Genomic DNA, 19,253 nt, shown 5'->3' with positions numbered 1-19,253 from the left:
CTACCCAACAAGCGGGTATGAAACTCACTGCTACCACCCTAGGGTTAGTAGCTGTGAAAAGTCTTTCCGCCCGCTGGTTAGGGACGCTGACCCATGAGGTCAATGAGCTTATCCACTTCGGGGTCGTTGATTGCAAACGGGTCCTTGCAGAGCACGATTCCACCCGGCTCGTCCTCATATTTCATATGAACCCAGTCTGCACTGTAGCGCCGGCCATTGGCTCGAGCGGCACGGATAAACTTGCTTCGGATCGCTGCGCGCGTCGTAGCCGGTGGATTGTTCACGGCATCGCGGATGTCCGCATCGCTGACAACGCTCGAAACCAGTCCACGCCGTTTCAGCAGATGGAAAAGGCCACGAGCCGGGTCGATATCGTGATAGGTCAAGTTCAGCTGCGCCAGGCGCGGCGAAGACAACTCCAGCGAGTTCTTCTGCGCGTAGCCGTGCAGCAGCTTATGTTTGATGGCCCAGTCGATGTCCTGGTCGATGAGCGAATAATTTTCGCTTTCGATCGCGACCAAGGTCCGCTCCCACAGCTCAAGCACTCGATCGACTTGATCATGGTGGGCGCCGTGGCGCTTAACGAACTCGGTCACGGATTCGAAAAGGATCCATTGGATCTGCAACGCAGTAGGCTCGTCCCCGCCCATCAGGCGGACCATGGTTTGGCCATTAAAGTCATGCGAGATCTGGCGGATGGAACGAATCGGGTTTTCCAGACGCAGATCATGGTAGATCTCACCGGATTCGATCAAGCGCAGAACGAGGTCGGTGGCACCGATCTTGAGCAGCTGAGTGGTCTCGCTCATGGTGGAATCGCCCACGATAACATGCAGACGGCGATGGTATTCCGCGTCAGCGTGCGGTTCATCGCGGGTATTGATGATCGGACGCGAACGGGTCGTGGCAGACGACACGCCTTCCCACATGTGATCGGCGCGCTGGGAAAAGACGAACTTGGTTTGATCGTCCTCTGTGATCAGATGCCCGGCACCGCAGAGAAGTTGCCGGGTGACCAAGAACGGGATGAGCATGTCGGCAAGCCGTTTGAACTCGATCTTGCGGGGAATCAAATAGTTTTCATGGCAGCCATAGGAGTTGCCTGCCGAGTCCACATTGTTTTTGAACATGTAGATTCGGCCTTCATGGCCTTCTTCCAGCAACTGGTCTTCGGCCTGGTCCACAAGATCAAGCATGAAGGCTTCACCGGCGCGGTCATGTGCGATGAGTTGTTGCACCTGATCGCATTCGGCGGTGGCGTATTCCGGATGAGACCCAACATCCAGATAGAGCCGTGATCCGTTCTCCAGGAAGACGTTGGAGCTTCGCCCCCAGTTGACCACTGGTTTGAACAGATGCCGTGCGGCATCTTCCGGAGTCAGCCGGCGTCCGTCAGAAGGGACGTAGGTTAGTCCGAATTCTGTTTCCAGCCCGAAAATTCTGCGATCCACGCGTAGTTACTTCCCCTCGCCTGCGGCGTTGCCTAATGTGATGCCAGATCTCGGCTGCGTTATGCACGCAGGTGTTTTACTGGCCGCCCTTTTGAACGAAACCGCGGACGAATTCCTCGGCATTGGATTCAAGGACAGAATCGATCTCGTCGAGCAAGTCATCAACGCCTGCTGATTGGCCGGTGGTGTTAACCTGCACCTGTTCGGTTTCCGCTGACTGGCTTTGTGTGTTGCGGCGAGCTGAGAAGCTTTCCTGAGTCATCTTAATCTCCTAAAATTGTTGAATCCCGGAATTAGGCCCCAAGACTCAAACCTATTCTGCGCCGTTTACCTGCGTCGAGCCAATTCGTCGATAAATTCCGAAATTTCCAATTCAGCGTCGAACAATTCGCCAACGCTCTGACGGGTCCCCTGCAAGGGTTCGGGCATGTGGAATCGGCTGATCTTCCGGGCGCCCGGGACCGCGAAGGACAATGCGTCCCAGTTGGCGGCAACCACATATGGCGCATAGCGCTGGAGTGCCATGCCGCGAAGGTAGGCGCGGGTGTCCTGGGGCGGCGTTTCAACTGCCTGGTTGATTTCGTCCTGGCTGAACAACGTCTGGATCGCGCCTCGCGCAGCCAGGCGGTAGTAGAGGCCCTTGTCGGTGCGCAGATCGGCCCATTGCAAATCCATCATCGCGACACGCGGATCAGCGAGCGAGAGCTGGTGCCGATGGGTGAATCCGCTGATGAGCTTGTACTTGGCAATCCAGTCAATCTGGTCGGCCGCCTGCATCGGATCATGCTCAAGGACGTCCAGGATCCGGGCCCACCGAGTCAGGATCTCCGTGGTATCCGAATCCTCCAGGCCCCTTTGGGCACAGTACTTCTCGCTGGCTTCAAGGTAGAGCCTCTGGATTTCGACGGCCGAAAGCTCCAGTCCCCCGCGGAATTTGACCCTGGTTTTGAGGCTCGGGTCGTGGCTGATTTGCTGCAGCGCCTGAACCGGGTCGACTAGTTCCAGGTTTGGTGCCATATTTGCTTCGATCAAAGAGAGCACCAAATTGGTGGTCCCCACCCTGAGCAGTGTTGAGATCTGGCCTAGGTTGGCGTCACCAATGATCACATGGAGGCGACGGTACTTATCCCAGTTGGCATGCGGCTCATCGCGGGTGTTGATGATTGGACGATTAATCGTGGTTTCCAGTCCAACTTCAGCTTCAAAAAAATCCGCACGCTGCGAAATCTGGAATGCAGGCTCCTCGTTGAGCATGCCTTGCCCCACCCGTCCGGCGCCACAGTAGATCTGGCGGCTGACGAAAAATGGTGTCAGCCCCTGGACGATGGACGGGAATTCAACGGCCCGGGGAATCAAATAATTCTCGTGCGCCCCGTAGGATACCGACTTGTTGTCGGTGTTGTTCTTATAGAGCAACAACTCGCCGCTGCCCAACCGCGCGGCCGTGCGAGCAGCACGGCGCATGACCTCATCGCCGGCTTGATCCCACAGGACGGCAGCGCGGGGAGTCAATGATTCGGGACTTGAATATTCCGGATGCGCATGGTCGACATAGAGGCGTGCCCCGTTGCCCAGCACCATGTTCATCACGACATCATTGGAGTCCTTCTCCTGGTAAAGGGTTGAACCCACGCGCGCGTCATTGCCGTCCAGGGCAATGGATTCCGCGGTCCAGATACCTTGCTCTTCGAGCTCCGGCTCCGCATCCGTCAGCTGGCTCGGATGCGCTTGGCCGCGGTCCATCGAGAATCCGCGGGCATCCTGCAAGGGAGATTCATCGGCATAGTCCCAGCGCGCCGCGGCCGCAGAGGAACTCTGCTCGGCGACCAGTTGCGCGTAGGCATCAACAATTTGCGCTGAAAGCACGGTTGCATTGGCCTTGGGCATTTGCGGTCGGATGATGCCGTATTCGGTTTCCAGCCCGACGAGGCGGCGCGCGCTCATGAAGCGGCCTGGCGGTTGACCAGGGAGCGGATATTGCTGATCCGCTCGCCCTTTCGTCCGGAGATTCGCGCCCAGTCATCCGGGTTGGTGGTGTTTGGCATATCTTCGTGCTCAGCGAATTCTTCCCGAACGGCGCGCAGCAGGTATTCCTGCTTCAAGCCACGCTCGCCCGAGGTGATCAGAGCTTTGATCGCGTGCTTCTTCGCGCGGTCGACGATGTTGTGAATCACCGCTCCCGAGGCGAAATCCTTGAAATACAGAATCTCGGTCTGCCCGGTGACGTAGGTGACTTCAAGGAATTCGTTGATCCGCTCGGTGGAGTACATTTCAGCAACAGTGGAATCGATCATTCGGCGGATCGTGGCATCACCGTTGTTATGATCGGCTGCCAGCTCGGTGTCGTGCAATGGCAGGTCTGTGGTCAGATACTTGCTGAAGATCTCGCTGGCGCCCTGGGCGTCTGGCCGGCGGATCTTGATCTTCACGTCAAGGCGACCTGGTCGCAGGATGGCAGGATCAATCATGTCTTCGCGGTTTGATGCGCCGATGACAATGACGTTGTCCAGCCGTTCCACGCCATCGATTTCTGCCAGCAGCTGTGGAACGATCGTGGTCTCCACGTCGGAGGATACGCCGGTCCCGCGGGTGCGGAACAGAGCTTCCATTTCGTCGAAGAACACCACGACTGGATCGCCGTGCAGCGCCTTTTCCCGAGCGCGGGCGAAGATCAGGCGAATATGGCGTTCGGTCTCACCGACGTATTTGTCCAGCAGCTCCGGCCCTTTGATGTTCAGGAAGTAGCTTCGGGTGCTGGTGCCTTCTTTGCGTTCAACAACACGTTGGGCCAATGAATGGGCGACAGCCTTGGCGATCAGTGTCTTGCCGCAGCCCGGAGGGCCATAGAGCAAGATGCCCTTGGGTGCGCTCAGCCCATGTTCGCGGTAGAGCTCCGGATGAGTGAATGGCAGTTCTACCGAGTCCTTGATGGCCTCGATCTGCGAGTTCAGTCCTCCGATGTCCGAGTAGGAGATTTCGGGGACTTCTTCCAGAACCAGGGACTGCATATCGGTCAGCTGCACGCGGCTGACCGCCATGCCGCTGCGGGAATCAACGGTCAGCTGGTCGCCCACTCGCAAGTGCGTCCTGCGCAACGGATCCGCTAGTTCGATGACCCGCTGATCGTCTGCACGGGCCATCACCACTGCCAGGTTGTTCTCCAGCAGCTCCTTGACCGTGACTAATTCTCCGGTTTCCTCAAATCCCAAGGCGGCAACGACGACCAATGCTTCGTTCAGCAAAACCTGCTGACCGACCAGCACGGAGTCGAAATCCATCAGCGGGCTGACGGCGACGCGCATTTTGCGGCCGGAATAAATCACGTCGACTGCCTGCACCCCAGTGGACTCGATGCCTGTTCCAGGTTCCGGGTGCTGGCGCGGGTGCTTGGAGACGACAGTGCCGTAGCTGAATGGGGTCTCGCCGTCCTTTTCCAGGGCGGCTTTCAACGTGATGATTTGTTCGCGCGTCGTTTCCAGCAATGCGACCAACCGCTGGTTGTTTCCGCTGAGCCCGGCAAGTTGCTTGTCGAGGTTGCGGTTTTTGTCGCGCAGCACATTGACCTGGCGTTCGGTCATCTGAAGCCGTTCGGCCAATTGCTCTGCCTCGTGATTTTCGTTCACGTTCCAACTCCCCACATTCAACGTCGCTGGTCTTTATTGATTCCAGCGAGGTTTTGCGATGCTCAGCGCACCGTCTTAGTCCCATCCTAGGAACTACAGGCCCCGAGTGCAGAACACTCAGGGCCTGTAGTCACATGATGAGACAAACCATCTCATTATTTGGTCAATATTCTCAACTACTCGTTGGAGTCCGCCTCGGCCCCCAGGGCATCACGCACTCGGACAGCCTGATGCGCGTCCCGAGCAGCACGACGGAGCTTCTTATCCGAAATTCCTCGTTCGCCCAGTGCTTCGGCGCTCCACTCCTGCTCATCATGGTCGCGAGTCCACGCGCTCAAGTCTTCCGCTGAGTAAGAGTGCTCCTTGATCCGCTTGGCCTTGGGAATTCCATCTACTGAATCGGCCAAACGACGGCAGGTAATCAGGAAGGCAGTATGAGCCACCATTCGGTGGTCCGGACGCACAGCCAATCCGTCGACGTGCCAGCCACGTACCAAGGTCTCGAAGCACTCTGGCTCGGTGAACTGCCCGGAAGCACGAATGGCTTCAACTACACGCGACATCTGCGTCACTGAGGAGACATAGTTAGTCCATACGCCGCCTGGCGCAAGAACGGTGGCTACAGCGTCCAGGCATTCCCACGGGCTGAGCATATCGAGTACTACTCGATCCACGCTGCCTGGCTCTTCAAGCTCGACGACCTTGTCCTGGAAATCGCCGATGGAGATCTTCCATGAAGGATGATCGCCACCGAAAACGGTGGACACATTGCCTCGGGCAATGTCGGCGAACTCTTCGCGGCGTTCGAAGGAGTGCAGGAATCCTTCATCGCCAACGGCGCGAAGCAGGGAAATCGACAGCGCGCCAGAACCGACACCGGCTTCGACCACGCGTGCGCCTGGGAAAATGTCGCCGAACTGGACGATCTGAGCCGCATCCTTTGGATACACCACGGTTGCGCCACGAGGCATCGAGAGAACGAAGTCCTTGGCCAGCGGTCGAAGTGCCTGGTATCGGAAGCCATCGATATTCTCGATGACAGAGCCCTCAGGCAGGCCAATAATGGCCTCATGCGGCAGGACACCCTTGTGGGTATGGAACTCACCACCGTTTTGCAAGGTGATGGTGTTGATCCGGCGCTTTTCGTCGGTCAGCTGCACGCGGTCGCCCACGCGGAATGGTCCACGACGGGCTGCCGCACCGTGGGGTGCCTGGCTGTTGGCTTCGCTCACTGGTGTGATCCTTTTCTTAATGCTCTATACAGTCTTTGAAAGTTTACTTGCGTCGTCCGGTGACGGCTTTGACGATATCCCGCTGATGCAACAGGCCAACAACATGTCCTTGATCGCTGATCACCGCGTATTCGACCGAACTGACGCTGGCAAGATAGTCGATCAGTGCTCGCCCGTCTGAACTTGCAGCCACGATGGCACCGTGGCCCAACGCACGGGCAACGGCCAATGCCGGTACTTCCGCGGCACGGTCGCGATCCACACGCGAAATAGCCTGGGCGTCGACAACGCCAACCGGCATCCCCTTCCCGTCAGCAAGAATGATTTCGCCCCCGCGCTGGCTCTGGCGCGCGAAGACGTCGGCAACCGTAACCTGGGACAGCATGGCCGAGGCCGGCTTCATCAAGTCCGAGGCGATGACGGTGGGTAGGTTCAACATCATTTTCGAATGCGCAATCAGCCCGGTGGTAGCCTGCCACATGAACACCGCGACCATCAGCCCGACCACGGCGGTGATGATCTGGATTTCTTCGCCGCGCAAATATGGGTAGACGACAAAGAAGAAGACGACTCCCACTGCGATAGCTCGGCCAACCCAGCTGGAGGCGATAGTCCCCTTGAACTGGGAACCGGTCGCTTTCCAAACGATTGATTCGACCAGCCGGCCGCCATCCAGGGGCAACCCTGGCAATGCGTTAAAGGCCCCCAGCAGGAGGTTGGCGTATACGAAGAAATCCAGGAGAAGCTTCGAGTAAATGCCGAGTTCAAGGTTCTGGATGATCAGCCAGCCAAGGCCGGCAAGCACAAAGTTCGACACAGGCCCCGAGAGCGCGACCCAAAGCGAGGCCCCCGGCTTGGCTTTGAAGGATCCGAACTGGGTGTGCCCGCCCATCAGCGTCAAGACGATGTGCGCATCAGGCCATTTGAAGGCACGGGCGGTCATGGCGTGCGCGACCTCATGGATCAGCACCGCAATGGCAATCACCGCGGCACAAGCGAAACCCATGAGGTAGGCGTTGAATGCCGGAATCCATTGGCTGCGTGATAACTGAAGCCCCACCGAAATGGTGATGACGGCGGTGATAATGAACCACGAGCTCGACAGGTATACCGGAACGCCGCCAATACGGCCTAGCTTTATTCCGGGAGCTTTTTCTTGAGTGTCGCTCACGCGCTAACCTGCACCAACCATCGAGTCATTTCTTCCACATCAACCCCGTCTAAACTATCTATCCGACGCCACTTTCCATCGCCTGGATCCGTGGCGTTTGGCACCAGGACAGCATGCAATCCCGCAGCCGAGGCCGAAGCGATGCCTGGTACCGAATCTTCAAACCCGATGCACTTCTCCGCGCTAAGTTCTTTGCCGGAGGCTTCCTGAAGCAGGCGTAAACCGGTCAAGTACGGTTCAGGATGGGGCTTGCCTAGGCTAACTTCTTCCCCTGTCACCGAAGCCTGGAAGGTGCCTTGCGGCAACTGGTCCATGAGCTCCTTGACGATGCTGCGTTCAGACATCGTCACCAGGGCCTGGGGAATGCCCGCTGCATGGCAGGCTGCCAGCAGTTCGCGGGCCCCAGGCCGCCAGGGAATTTCCTTGCGCAGTCCGGCCACGACCTGGGAACTCAGCAGCTCGATGATTTCACGCGCCGGCAAGTTGACCCCGGCTTCTTGCAAAATCTTCGCCGAATTAGGCAGCGCGCTTCCGACCAGGGATAGCCCCTGCTCTTCAGTCCACGTTCCGCCATGGGCTGCCACCAGTTCCGCCTCGGCAACGATCCAGTAGGGTTCGGTGTCGATCAAAGTGCCGTCCATATCCCAGAGGACCGCATGCGGTGTACTGGGCGCTGATCCGGAATTAAAGTCAAAACTGGTGCTTGGCATGAGTCCATTCTAGATGGAAGAGTGGGGCTAAGCCGCTTCGGCAAGCCACGCCAACGGCCAGAACGCTGCCTAGGAGTTTTCAATGGACAAGGATTTCCACACCCCAACGCTGAATACCTATATCGCCGAGTCACACCATGAGATTCGCCCCACTATCGTGGTGGCGGCCTTTGAAGGATGGAATGACGCCGGTTCGGCGGCAACTGATGCCGTTCGACTGCTCCTGGAAGAAAACACCTACGAGCATATCGCCACCATCGGCGAAGACGACTTCTATGACTACCAGTTCTCCCGCCCCAAGACGCGTCGCACCGCCCAAGGACGCATGGTTGAATGGCCACGCACCGAAATCTTCAAGATGGCTCTCCCCCACGCCGCCGCGGACCTATTGGTAGTCCTAGGCGTCGAGCCTACTTTCAAATGGCAAAGCTTCTGCGCCCAAATCATCGACGTGGTACAGGAACATAACGCGCAAGCCATCTTGACGTTGGGCGCATTGCTGGCGGATGTCCCGCACACCCGCCCGGTGCCAACCTCATTATCTAGTGATGACCCGCGACTTCAAGAGCACTTTAAAATCGAAGCATCCAACTACGAGGGCCCCTCCGGCATCCCGACCATCCTGGGAATCGAATTCGAACGTCGGGAGATTGCCAGCATGTCGCTGTGGGCGCAGCTCTCGCATTACGTGGCCCAGTCCCCCAGCCCGCGTGTCCAGCTAGCCTTCATTGAGATGCTTGAGGAGCTTCTGCCGATCTCGGTGTCAGATCAGCAGCTGCGCGATGACGCACTGGCGTGGAAGCACGGTGTTGACGAGCTGGCGGCGGCGGATCCGGATGTGGCCAAGTACGTCAAGCAGCTCGAAGAAGCTACGGATACGAGCGATTTGCCTGAGGCCAGCGGCGAGTCCATTGCCCGCGAATTCGAACGCTATTTGCGCCGCCGCGGGAAGTTCCGTCCAGACGGGTCAGGAGCCGATTTCGAAATTTGAAGTCGACCCCTGGAAGCGCCACCGGTTGGCCCCGGTTCAAACACTGATCCTACAACTTGAGACCCAGCAACGCGTCCAACCCGTCACGCAACAGCTGTTCGCCATCGCCGCTGCCTTCAGCCGGCTGCGCCGCCCACTGGTCAACGGCGTTTAACGCTCCTGGCGCGTCAAGGTCAGTGGCCATCCGCGAGCGGATGCGAGTCAATAGCGCGGTGGCTTCGGCCAGTCCGGTACCTACGAGGCGTTCGCGCCACAAGGCAACACGCTTCTGGGCCTCGGTCAGCAATTCCTCGGTCCAGAACCAGTTGGTGCGGTAGTGCTGAGAGAGCAGCACGGCGCGAATCGCCACCGGCTCGACTCCAGCGGCACGCAGCTTGGAGACCAAGACCAGGTTGCCCAGTGACTTGCTCATCTTTTCGCCGTCCAGACCAACCATGCCGGTATGCACGTAGGTTTGCGCGAGCTGCTGGTGATCGCCAGCGGCCGCATGCGCTGCGGAGAATTCGTGGTGCGGGAAGATCAGGTCAGACCCGCCACCTTGGACAGTGAACGGCGCCGGCAAGGTCTTGCGAGCGATCACCGAACACTCGATATGCCATCCCGGGCGGCCGGTGCCCAGCTTGCCCCCATCCCACGATGGCTCCCCTTCACGGGCCGCGCGCCACAGCAACGGATCCAGTGCATCGCGCTTGCCCTCGCGCTCGGGATCACCGCCGCGTTCGGCAAAGAATCCCAGCATGGTTTCACGGTCATAGTTGGAGACAGATCCCAATTTCCATGCGTCGTTCTCGGCTGCATAGGTGTCAAAGTAGATGTCGCCTTCAACACCGTCGGCGCCAGCAGGAACGCGGTAGGCCAGGCCTGCGTCAAGCAGCTGCTCAACGACCGGAACCAGCCATTCGATGGACTCGACGGCGCCAATGTAGTTCTGTGGCGGAATCACGTTCAATGCTTCCATGTCGTCGCGGAACAGCTGAATCTGCTGCTCAGCGAGATCGCGCCAATCCACGCCGGTGGCCTCCGCACGTTCGAGCAGGGGGTCGTCGACATCGGTGATATTCTGCGAATAGTCGACGGCACGACCGCTGTCCAACCACGTGCGGTGCACCAGGTCGAAGGTCACGTAGGTGGACGCATGCCCCATATGGGTGGCGTCGTACGGGGTGATCCCGCAGACGTACATACTGGCGGCTGCATTGGCCGCATCCGCAGGTGCGGTGGCCTGCAGGTTACCCGTGGCGGTGTTGAAGAGTTCCAAGATTGGTGCTGAACCAGCCACCTGAGGTACTTCAGGGTTTTTCCACGCGTGCACTGATGAACATCCTTTCGCAGATGCGGCGATTTTCTTCCTCTAAGTCCAAGTCAAGCAGGACGAGGTTTATTCCCGTTAACGCCGAGGTGTCCGTGAAATGCTTCACGGACACCTCGGCAACATTCAATTTAGGCGTTGATCAGACCAAAGCCCAAGGCGACAAAGAGCACGAAGCCCAACAGAATACGGTACCAAACGAAGAACCGGTAAGAGTGGGTGGAGACGAACTTCAGGAACCAGCCGACAATGAGGAATCCAACAACAAAGGCGATCGCGGTAGCCAGACCAGTCTGGGCCAAGCTGTACACGCCTGGCTCATCAAAGCTCTTGACCAGCTTGTACAGGCCGGAAGCGTAGACGGCCGGAATCGCAAGCAGGAAGGAGTACCGCGCGGCCGCTTCGCGGGTGTACCCCATGAGCAAACCTGCAGTGATCGTGCCGCCTGAGCGGGAAACGCCAGGAATTAGCGCCATGGCCTGCGCCAAACCGTACAGGATGCCGTGCTTTACCGTGAGCTTGTCCAGTCCACGCTGCTGTTTGCCATAATGGTCGGCCAGTGCGAGGAAGAGGCCGAAGACCACCAACGTGGTCGCGACGATCCATAACGATCGGAAGTTGGTGTCAATATAATCTTCGAGCAGGAGGCCGAGGATCGCGATGGGGATGGAGCCGACGATGATCAGCCAACCCATTTTCGCATCGGGATCCGAGTGCGGAATCTTGCCCGCCAGCGCCTTGCACCATGCGCCAATAATCCTGACGATGTCACGCCAGAAGAACACGATCACCGCAGTCTCGGTGCCAAGCTGGGTAATGGCCGTAAAGGCGGCGCCGGGGTCCTGGGCATTGGGCAAAAGTTCGCCAACAATACGCAGGTGGGCCGAGGACGAGATCGGGAGGAACTCGGTCAGGCCCTGGATCAATCCAAGGAAAGCTGCTTCAAACCAATTCACCCCTCGACATTACTTCACCGCCGAACAGGATCGAGGCTCAAAAACACGATTAGGCTAAAAATCACCCCATGGTCGTACTCACGCATCGTCTACGGGTATGGTGAAAGGCAAAAGTTCAGAATACTGATCGTACAGCGCATCTTCATAGTCCTCGAAGGCATCCGCCAGGGCACCGAAAGCAGCGTCGACAGACGCCTCGGCCGCACCACGGCTTTGCGAAACTACGGCCAGGTGCTGCTCAAGTCGGGCAATCAATGATTGCAGGGCAAAACTTGGATCAGTACTCATGGTCTTAAGCTACAACGCATAGGGTTCTTTAGATAGGGGGCACGATGCTTCAAGAACGAATTAAACCGCCAGTGCATCACTCCGATGAACAGCGCTTTGAATATCTGGTGATCACTTCGTATCCCAGCGAACCTGTTCATGTTGCCCGCGCGGCCTTGCGTGAACACGCTGACAACGGCAAATGGGAACTGATGCGGACGTGCAGGTACGAAGGCGGCGTCTACAAATATTGGCTGCGCCGCAGGGTCATGCGAATCCGCAGTACCCTGCCGCCGCTGGACTAGGCAGCGCGCTTCACTTTTCCAGCGGCCCCACCAGCCAGGAGGCGACGGTATTTTCTGCGGATGCGGCGTTGGACGGGTGGTACCAGCTGGCCTGCACATCGCGGTATAGCCTCTCGAATTCGGAACCGCGGAAATACCCGCCACCTCCAAGCAGCTGCCCCAGCACCTGAACATTCTCGCGCGCCGTGTCGCCGGCAAGGGTGCGCAGCGTGACAAGCTTCGGGAACCACGCGTCCTGATGGTCCACTAATTCGTCAATGTCCTTTGCGACAGATCGCTGGAGCGCATCAAGCGAGATGAGCCGCATGGCAGCTTGGGATAGCAATCCGCGTGCGCGTGGGTCCTGGGAGTACCTGGTTCCGTCATGATGCGTCCTGTTGTTCAAAGCCTGCTGCCCTAAGCTCACGGCCCGATCGGCGATGCCCACATATACGCTGGCGGTGAGGGTGAGGAAGGAGGCAAAGATCCCGAAGATCAGCAGATCGGGATTCGGTCCCGCCGGAAGCCGGCTGTGTACCCATTGAGCCGGGGACACTGCATTGACTAGTTTGGTGGTGTGCGATTGGCTGGCCCGCATTCCCAGCGTGTTCCAATCCCCCATGGATTCAACACCATCACCCTTGGAGACGAACGCGTGGACGAGTTCTCCCGTTGTTTCATCTTTCCCAAAAACCCCCAGCCGGGTGAATGCCGGTGCTAGCGAAGTGAATATCTTGAGACCGTTGAAGGTCACGGATCCATCCGGGCCGGTTGATGCTGAAGTTCTCGAATCAAAAAGAACGGAATCATTGCCGGGTTCCGAGATTCCAAAGGCCATCACCTCGCCCTGTGCAATCCAGTCGGTGACCATCTGAAGACGGCTATCGCCCCTGGCCTGAAGCACTCTGGCAACCGAAGCCCAAACATGATGCATGTTCACTGCCAAGGCGGTAGCAGGCGCAGCTGTTGCCAATCGACGCTGCGCCAGGGCAAGCTGTTCCGCGCTCCAGCCAAGCCCGCCCTTGTCCACGGGGACCAGCGCTTTCAGATAACCCAACGACACCAGCTCATCAAAGTCTTCGACAGCGAAAGAATTTTCAGTATCGTACTGAGCGGCACGTTCGCGGAACCGCTCGAGAAGCTGATCTGTAAGGATTGACTCGATGGACACTTCTACTCCTGAATACTAGGTCTGTGCTGTCGCTGGCTGATTAGTAGCTGCGCATCAGATTTTCGAGGACTCGCACACCGAATTTGACCGCGTCCACGGGGACCCGCTCATCAACGCCGTGGAACATCCCCGTAAAATCTAGCTCTGCGGGCAGTTGAAGCGGCGCAAATCCGTATCCGGTGATCCCAATGGTGGCCAGCCACTTATTATCAGTGCCGCCGGAGAGCATGTAAGGCAGGACGACCGCTTCGGGGTCTTCATCCAGAAGGGACTTCACCATGGAGTCCACTAAGGCACCGGCGAAAGGCACTTCAAGGGAATCCTGTTCATGCACCATGGAAAGCTCCACACCCTTCCCGGCCAGTTCGCGCAGCTTCTCAAGCGTGGCTTCATGTTCATCAGGCAAAGTGCGGCAATCAATCAAAGCCTCGGCCTGCCCTGGAATGACATTGTGCTTGTAGCCTGCTTGCAAGGCGGAGGGATTGGCGGTGTTTTGAAGAGTTGCTCCGACAAATCGCGACACGTTGCCCATGGCTTCGAGCAGCGGCTGCGGGTTCTCGCGATCAAACTCCAGGCCAGACAATTCGGCGACTTGTTCCATGAGGGACTGGGTAGTTTTTGTATAGGACAATGGCCACTGGTGCTCGCCGATGCGGTAAACGGCTCCAGCCAAGGCGGTCACCGCATTAGCGGTATTAATCTGCGAGCCATGGCCTGCCATTCCCTGCGCAGTGAGTTTGAGCCATGCGATCCCTTTTTCGGCCGTTTGCAGCATGTAGGCACGGCGTCCATTGATGTCCACGGAGAATCCGCCAACTTCACTGATCGCTTCTTCGGATCCGGCAAAAACCTCCGGATGGTTTTCAACCATCCAGCCAGCCCCATAATCTCCGCCAGCTTCCTCGTCAGCGAAGAACGCGATGATCAGATCGCGACGTGGAGAGATTCTTTCACGTTGCATGTGGCGGATGCCGGCGATGATCATGGCATCCATATTTTTCATATCGACTGCGCCGCGTCCCCAGATCATGCCATCTTTGATCTCCGCCCCGAACGGGTCAACGCTCCAGTCATCTGCAATCGCTGGCACGACATCAAGGTGGCCATGCACGATCAGCGCCGGCAGCGACGGGTCAGTGCCCGGAATCCGCAACGCCACATTGGCGCGTCCCGGTGCCGACTCGTAAATCCGCGCGTCTAGGCCGACTTCGGCGAAAAGCTCACTGACATAGCGTGCGGCTTGCAGCTCTCCGGCGCCCCGATTGCCGCCAAAATTTGTTGTATCAATGCGGATCAGGCCGCGGCAAATTTCTACTGCGTCATTTTCCATGCGCTCGATTGCGGTGGTCATCAGGGAATTACCTTTCGCCAACATTGTTCTGAGATCCACCCTAATGGGGATTGCTCGAATCGTCTCTTAGTCTTGCTGCTTTGGCTCTCAGCCATGGAGCTCAAGATAGGCATCCCTGGCACCGGGGTGCAGCGGTTGCCCGGCAGTGCTCACCAGCGTCTCAGGAGTCAAATGCTGGATACCCGAGCTGGATCCAGGCACGAGCTGGTGGGCTTGGGTCGTCAGGAGCTTGACGATGCCCTTCGCGGTTTTGACTGGCAGATCGGACCGGGCCATGAGCAGGTTGCTGACTCCGATTGCATCGACGCCAGCTATCCCCGGATACGTGTTGCCTGGAATAACCACCCGGTCATAAAGACCGGGATACGCATCACGCAGCTTCCCAAGCACCTCAGTGACATCCAGGAGACGCAGGTCTTGGGCTCTGGCCAAATCGGTCAACGGCCGTACTGGCATCCCGCCGAAGAGGAAGAGCACGTCGATATCCCCGTGACCGAGCGCCTCCATCCCTGATGCGTAGCCGAGCATGCGCTCGGCAGGCGCCTGGCGATGCTCTTTGAGTCCCGCAACCTGCAAAATCCGCTGGCCGGTGACCCAGGTTCCGGAACCCGCTGCCCCCGTGCCGATGGTGCGGCCCGGGAAATCACGCAACGATTCAATTCCGCTGTTGGCCTTGACGATGCAATGGAAATAATTCTGGTACACCCGCCCTAAAGCACTGATGCCAGCCTGTTTCGTATGCTTGGCGCGGAACTCGGCGACGGTGTCGGCTAGCGCCAATGCCAGATGCGCTCGGCCTTGCACCAGCAAGTCGAGGTTCTGTGCGCTTGCCTCTGTTTTAAGCGCCGCCGAGGTCTCGGCAATTCCATTCTTGACCAGCGCCGCCGAGAGCAGCTGCGCGAATTCGAAGTACATGCCTCCCTCTTCACCGGAGGCAATGTCCAGACGCGACTGGCCAGTTCGTTGGCTACAGGCGCTCAAGGCGGGAAGCGTCGCAACAGCCGGCGCTGACAATAGGACTTTGAGCAGTGCGCGTCGTTCTGGCGAGTACCGGTCAGTCATCAGCTCCCTCCTGTCCTGACGAGGCCCGAGGTAGCCTGATGATGATCTTGAGCCCTGTCCCCTCGTTGGCAGCCACTATGATCTGGCCTGCGTTGGCTCGGGCCAATCTATCCACGATTGCCAATCCCAGTCCCGTGCCCGCAGTGCCGCGGACCCGTTCAGATCGCCAGAAGCGCTCCCCCGCCGAAGCGAGTTCCGCAGCGCTCAGTCCAGGACCTTGATCGCTCACCAGGATGTCGAGCATGGTTCCTGAATGTCTGATGCCTAGCTCAACTTGTGTTCCTGGTGCATATTTCATGGAGTTTTCCAGGAGCTCTGACACCATCTGCTGGAGGTCAAAACCATTGCACCAGACCAGCGCATCGCCCACGGGTTCCGACGCCGTGTCCAGGTTCAGGGTGTTGCCTGACGCTTGCGCAACGGCGGACTGACGCTCGATTTCCTCTGCGAGGACCTCCAAGGCGTTGATGGATTCTCTTCGAGTCCCCGCCTCGACAGCGGATGCCTCGGAATTCTGCTCGGTCAATCGGTGCTCTGCCCTGGCTAGGCGCAACACATCGTCCAGCAGTATCTCCACGCGGGCCAATTCATCCTCCACCGCATGCAGGGCATCGGGGCTCGAATCATCGCTGCCTCGCATTTTCAGCAGGTCCACTCGCAGTCTCAGCGCCGCCACCGGATTACGCAATTGGTGGGAAGTCTCAGCGATCAGCTCTTGTTGCTGCTGGAGGCTTGTCGCCATGGTCTGGGCCATATTGCTGACGGAGCGGGACAAGGCTTGCAACTCCGGAGGTCCTTGATCAACGAGCGGGATTGGGCGTTGAGTCCGGGTCAGCAACCGCACGGAATCGTCCAGGCGGTGAAGAGGCCGTATGACCCATGTCGCTAGCCGATCCGCCAACAGCAAGAAGATCGCGCCGACAGCGAGGGATATTATCAGGACCATGCTCGACGACTGGAGCACCCTCATCCGGGCAGGCTCGAGGTTGACATTCATAGTCACGGAACCTAGCACCTGGGCAGTATTCCCGAAAGGACGGGTGATCAGCGCAGCTTTATCGGAGAATGGGTTGACTGCGGGAATTTCCGTATGTTCCAAATTCAATGTTGCAGCCCGCAGCGCTTCAACAACTACTGGGTCCTCCGGCTGAATTTCCCCTGATGCCAGCTGGTGTCCGTCCGCCACGATCAACAGCGCCTCGCCATAGAGCTGGGAATAGGTGTCCATTTCCAGCTGCAGCATTTCCAAGTCATCGTCGCCGTTGGCATGGGAGGCGAGTTGCACAAAACGGTTCAGAGCCGAGAGCCGGTTCACTTGGAGATCCGCTGTGGCATCGCGGCTGACGCTCTGCATCAAGACCGTGCTGACCAGAACCACGATCACCAGCAGCAAGGAACCGAGGACTGACAGGATGCGGGACCTCACGAGCTCGGCGCCTCAAGCCGATACCCGACGCCACGAACGTTCACGATCATCCCGGGGGTAGCAAGCTTCGCCCGCAGGCCGGTCAGGTGCACGTCCAGGGAACGGGATACAGCCAAGAAAGCGTCGCCCCAGAGCCGATCGAGGATCTGTTCGCGAGTGACGACCGAGCCTGCGTGCCTTGCGAGCAAAGTGAGAAGCTCGAATTCCTTGGCCGTCAGTCCCAGCGGCTTCCCCGCCAAAACAGCTTCATGCTTGCCCAGATCTATGGACAGGGTTCCGGCATTGATCTGATTCCTGGTGGCCGCGGATTTGCCGCCGGTTCGTCGGGCTACGGCCTCGATCCTTGCCAGCAGGACCGCCAGCCCTATTGGCTTGACCAGGTAATCGTCGGCGCCTTGGCGCAAGCCACGCACAACACTTCGCTCGTCGTCCCTGGCGCTGAGGATGATCACTGGGACATCGCTGACTTGGCGAAGCTTGCGAAGGACTTCCAACCCGTCCATGTCAGGCAGACCGAGATCCAGCAGAATCAGGTGAACATCGTGGTGGCGCAACAAGGCATCGGATCCACGGCTCGCGAGCACCGCATGATGGCCGGCTGCGCTAACGGCGTCAATCAGCGCATCCGCCACGGATTGGTCGTCTTCGACGATCAATAGCTGCACGGCACCATCCTCAGTGGTTCCTTGGTGGGCCGCTGCGCCCGGGATAACTAAACGATTCTACCAATATCCCGGCGCCGCAGTGATGAAGGCGCCTTGTTGTCCTAAGAAAGTGTTAGTACTTCCGGCTCAGTTTGCGAGTAACCTGAACCACTACCAATATTGATTACGATCTCGCACGCTTGTGGCCCCGATCACTGATGATTCGGGCCGCGGCGAACCGCACTGTGACAAAGGAATAACTCAATGAGTGAAAACACGCAGGCACCCGATGCCGGCCTAGAGGCCTCCGGGCCGCCACGCTGGAAGATCATCGGCCCAGGTCTTGTGGTAGCCGCGACCGGCGTTGGCGCCGCGGATATGGTGGCAACTTTGGTGGCCGGCAGCCAATATGGCTACGCCCTTCTTTGGGCTGTGATCCTGGGCGTGATCCTGAAGATCGTCCTCGTTGAAGGTGCCGGCCGCTACACCCTGGCCACGGGCAAGACGATCTTCGAAGGCTGGAAGTCCCTGGGCAGGTGGACAACATGGTACTTCGGTCCCTACATCATCATTTGGGGCTTCGTTTATGGCGCCACGGCAATGAGCTCGGCGGCCCTGCCGCTGGCGGCTTTGATCCCTAGCGTAGATCTGAAGATCTGGGCAGTCATCATGGGCTTGCTGGGCTTCGTCATGGTCTGGTTTGGCCGCTATCAGGTCTTTGAAAAGATCACCGCGGTACTCGTTGGCATCATGTTCGTCACCGTTGTCGGACTGGCAATTATCGCAGTGCCCAATGTTCCTGAAATGCTCAAGGGCCTCATCCCAATGATTCCCTCCGGCGGCGTGGTCTACACCCTGGCCCTGGCCGGTGGCGTAGGCGGCACGATCACCTTGGCAGCCTACGGATACTGGCTGCGCGAAAAGGGCTGGTACTCGCCTAAGTGGATGCGTGTCATGCGTATCGACAATTCAATGGCCTACGTGATGACTGGCATCTTCGTGATCGCCATGCTGATTGTCGGGGCAGAGGTTGTCCGCTCTGCAGGCGTAGCAATTTCCGGAGGCGACGAGGGTTTGCTGGAGCTCTCTGATGTCCTCAAGGAAAAGTACGGCGTCGTTGTCGGCAACGGTTTCCTCGTGGGCTTCTGGGCCGCTTCCTTCTCCTCCATCATCGGCGTCTGGAATGGCGTGTCATTGATGTTCGCTGACTTCTGGGGGCATATGCGCAAGCGCCCGGCGAACCACCCGGATACCATGACCGGTGGCAAGTACTTCAAGTTCTACGTCCTCTGGCTGACTTTCCCGCCGATGCTGCTGTTCCTACTGGACAAGCCAATTGCGCTCATCCTTGCCTACGGCGTGCTGGGTGCGCTGTTCATGCCATTCCTCGCTGTAACCCTTCTGGGGCTGCTCAATGGCCATCGGATCCCGAAGCAGTGGGCCAACCGCTGGCACACCAACACGGCCTTGGCCATTACTGCAGTCCTGTTTATCATCCTTGGCGCGCAGCAGCTCTACAAGTCGCTCTCGCCCTTGTGGGCTGGATAGTATTTAGAGGAGTTTCAGGGCCGCTGCCTGTTGCGCGATTTGCGCTTCAGGCGGCGG

18 protein-coding genes are annotated in these 19,253 nt (G+C 58.4%); 3 read left to right on the top strand and 15 right to left on the bottom strand.

Features of this window, described 5'->3' with window-relative positions; all coding sequences use genetic code 11:
* Positions 1 to 77 precede the first annotated feature (77 nt).
* From pafA to OF385_RS07735, 7 genes are all read right to left on the bottom strand, one after another.
* Positions 78 to 1,451: a Pup--protein ligase gene (gene pafA / locus OF385_RS07765; RefSeq protein WP_264277746.1), complete on the bottom strand. Its 1,374-nt coding sequence runs from the start codon at positions 1,449 to 1,451 to the stop codon at positions 78 to 80.
* Positions 1,452 to 1,527: 76 nt separating this feature from the next.
* Entirely contained in the window at positions 1,528 to 1,713 is a 186-nt protein-coding gene (locus OF385_RS07760) for a ubiquitin-like protein Pup (protein ID WP_264277745.1), read from the bottom strand.
* Positions 1,714 to 1,778: 65 nt separating this feature from the next.
* Entirely contained in the window at positions 1,779 to 3,395 is a 1,617-nt protein-coding gene (dop, locus tag OF385_RS07755; protein WP_264277744.1) for a depupylase/deamidase Dop, read from the bottom strand.
* Complete coding sequence (arc, locus tag OF385_RS07750; RefSeq protein WP_264277879.1) at positions 3,392 to 5,029, bottom strand: proteasome ATPase; 1,638 nt, start codon at positions 5,027 to 5,029, stop codon at positions 3,392 to 3,394. The genes dop and arc overlap by 4 nt, the downstream gene beginning before the upstream one ends.
* A gap of 221 nt (positions 5,030 to 5,250) precedes the next feature.
* The gene (locus OF385_RS07745) at positions 5,251 to 6,306 is read right to left on the bottom strand and encodes a tRNA (adenine-N1)-methyltransferase (protein WP_264277743.1); all 1,056 of its coding nucleotides are present in this window, start codon (positions 6,304 to 6,306) and stop codon (positions 5,251 to 5,253) included.
* Between the two features lie 43 nt (positions 6,307 to 6,349).
* Positions 6,350 to 7,477, bottom strand: coding sequence for a site-2 protease family protein (locus OF385_RS07740; protein WP_264277742.1), 1,128 nt, complete (start codon positions 7,475 to 7,477; stop codon positions 6,350 to 6,352).
* Positions 7,474 to 8,187, bottom strand: a complete 714-nt coding sequence (locus OF385_RS07735) for an HAD family hydrolase (protein WP_264277741.1) — start codon at positions 8,185 to 8,187, stop codon at positions 7,474 to 7,476. The genes OF385_RS07740 and OF385_RS07735 overlap by 4 nt, the downstream gene beginning before the upstream one ends.
* 82 nt (positions 8,188 to 8,269) lie before the next feature.
* On the opposite strand from OF385_RS07735, the gene OF385_RS07730 reads away from it, so the two are divergent.
* Positions 8,270 to 9,178 (top strand): proteasome assembly chaperone family protein, encoded by a 909-nt coding sequence (locus tag OF385_RS07730; protein ID WP_264277740.1) that lies wholly within the window; start codon positions 8,270 to 8,272, stop codon positions 9,176 to 9,178.
* Positions 9,179 to 9,227: 49 nt separating this feature from the next.
* Here OF385_RS07730 and mshC read toward each other — a convergent pair whose 3' ends face one another.
* From mshC to OF385_RS07715, 3 genes are all read right to left on the bottom strand, one after another.
* A complete protein-coding gene (gene mshC, locus OF385_RS07725) occupies positions 9,228 to 10,490 on the bottom strand; it encodes a cysteine--1-D-myo-inosityl 2-amino-2-deoxy-alpha-D-glucopyranoside ligase (RefSeq protein WP_264277739.1) in 1,263 nt (420 codons plus the stop codon).
* Positions 10,491 to 10,618: 128 nt separating this feature from the next.
* Positions 10,619 to 11,443 carry an undecaprenyl-diphosphate phosphatase gene (locus OF385_RS07720; RefSeq protein WP_264277738.1) on the bottom strand — a complete coding sequence of 275 codons (825 nt, stop codon included), beginning with the start codon at positions 11,441 to 11,443 and terminating at the stop codon, positions 10,619 to 10,621.
* Positions 11,444 to 11,521: 78 nt separating this feature from the next.
* Positions 11,522 to 11,731, bottom strand: a complete 210-nt coding sequence (locus OF385_RS07715; protein ID WP_022875100.1) for a hypothetical protein — start codon at positions 11,729 to 11,731, stop codon at positions 11,522 to 11,524.
* 44 nt (positions 11,732 to 11,775) lie between these two features.
* Here OF385_RS07715 and OF385_RS07710 point away from each other — a divergent pair, with 44 nt between their 5' ends.
* On the top strand, positions 11,776 to 12,015 hold the full coding sequence (locus tag OF385_RS07710; RefSeq protein ID WP_264277737.1) for a DUF5703 family protein: 240 nt from the start codon (positions 11,776 to 11,778) through the stop codon (positions 12,013 to 12,015).
* 10 nt (positions 12,016 to 12,025) lie between these two features.
* Here the strand turns inward: OF385_RS07710 and OF385_RS07705 are convergent, their stop codons facing one another.
* The 5 genes from OF385_RS07705 to OF385_RS07685 form a co-directional block, all read right to left on the bottom strand.
* On the bottom strand, positions 12,026 to 13,165 hold the full coding sequence (locus tag OF385_RS07705) for an acyl-CoA dehydrogenase family protein (RefSeq protein ID WP_264277736.1): 1,140 nt from the start codon (positions 13,163 to 13,165) through the stop codon (positions 12,026 to 12,028).
* Positions 13,166 to 13,205: 40 nt separating this feature from the next.
* A complete protein-coding gene (locus OF385_RS07700; protein WP_264277735.1) occupies positions 13,206 to 14,516 on the bottom strand; it encodes a M20/M25/M40 family metallo-hydrolase in 1,311 nt (436 codons plus the stop codon).
* 87 nt (positions 14,517 to 14,603) lie between these two features.
* A complete protein-coding gene (locus tag OF385_RS07695) occupies positions 14,604 to 15,578 on the bottom strand; it encodes a TAXI family TRAP transporter solute-binding subunit (RefSeq protein WP_264277734.1) in 975 nt (324 codons plus the stop codon).
* Entirely contained in the window at positions 15,571 to 17,004 is a 1,434-nt protein-coding gene (locus OF385_RS07690) for a sensor histidine kinase (RefSeq protein ID WP_264277733.1), read from the bottom strand. Before OF385_RS07690 ends, OF385_RS07695 begins: the two co-directional genes overlap by 8 nt.
* Positions 17,001 to 17,669, bottom strand: a complete 669-nt coding sequence (locus OF385_RS07685) for a response regulator transcription factor (protein WP_264277732.1) — start codon at positions 17,667 to 17,669, stop codon at positions 17,001 to 17,003. The genes OF385_RS07690 and OF385_RS07685 overlap by 4 nt, the downstream gene beginning before the upstream one ends.
* A 243-nt stretch (positions 17,670 to 17,912) precedes the next feature.
* Here OF385_RS07685 and OF385_RS07680 point away from each other — a divergent pair, with 243 nt between their 5' ends.
* The gene (locus OF385_RS07680; protein WP_264277731.1) at positions 17,913 to 19,196 is read left to right on the top strand and encodes an Nramp family divalent metal transporter; all 1,284 of its coding nucleotides are present in this window, start codon (positions 17,913 to 17,915) and stop codon (positions 19,194 to 19,196) included.
* Positions 19,197 to 19,253 lie beyond the last annotated feature (57 nt).

It is taken from the genome of Glutamicibacter sp. JL.03c (assembly GCF_025854375.1).
Taxonomy (GTDB): domain Bacteria; phylum Actinomycetota; class Actinomycetes; order Actinomycetales; family Micrococcaceae; genus Glutamicibacter.
The sequence above is the reverse complement of the archived record's forward strand: the minus strand, read 5'-3'. Positions and strand labels throughout refer to the sequence as shown.

What these genes read in the sequence shown, in the direction of transcription:
- OF385_RS07700 (WP_264277735.1), bottom strand. Translation starts at nt 14,516, where the DNA reads ATGACCACCGCAATCGAGCGCATGGAAAATGACGCAGTAGAAATTTGC.
- OF385_RS07695 (WP_264277734.1), bottom strand. Translation starts at nt 15,578, where the DNA reads ATGACTGACCGGTACTCGCCAGAACGACGCGCACTGCTCAAAGTCCTA.
- dop (WP_264277744.1), bottom strand. Translation starts at nt 3,395, where the DNA reads ATGAGCGCGCGCCGCCTCGTCGGGCTGGAAACCGAATACGGCATCATC.
- OF385_RS07680 (WP_264277731.1), top strand. Translation starts at nt 17,913, where the DNA reads ATGAGTGAAAACACGCAGGCACCCGATGCCGGCCTAGAGGCCTCCGGG.
- arc (WP_264277879.1), bottom strand. Translation starts at nt 5,029, where the DNA reads ATGACCGAACGCCAGGTCAATGTGCTGCGCGACAAAAACCGCAACCTC.
- OF385_RS07730 (WP_264277740.1), top strand. Translation starts at nt 8,270, where the DNA reads ATGGACAAGGATTTCCACACCCCAACGCTGAATACCTATATCGCCGAG.
- OF385_RS07710 (WP_264277737.1), top strand. Translation starts at nt 11,776, where the DNA reads ATGCTTCAAGAACGAATTAAACCGCCAGTGCATCACTCCGATGAACAG.
- OF385_RS07735 (WP_264277741.1), bottom strand. Translation starts at nt 8,187, where the DNA reads ATGCCAAGCACCAGTTTTGACTTTAATTCCGGATCAGCGCCCAGTACA.
- OF385_RS07760 (WP_264277745.1), bottom strand. Translation starts at nt 1,713, where the DNA reads ATGACTCAGGAAAGCTTCTCAGCTCGCCGCAACACACAAAGCCAGTCA.
- OF385_RS07715 (WP_022875100.1), bottom strand. Translation starts at nt 11,731, where the DNA reads ATGAGTACTGATCCAAGTTTTGCCCTGCAATCATTGATTGCCCGACTT.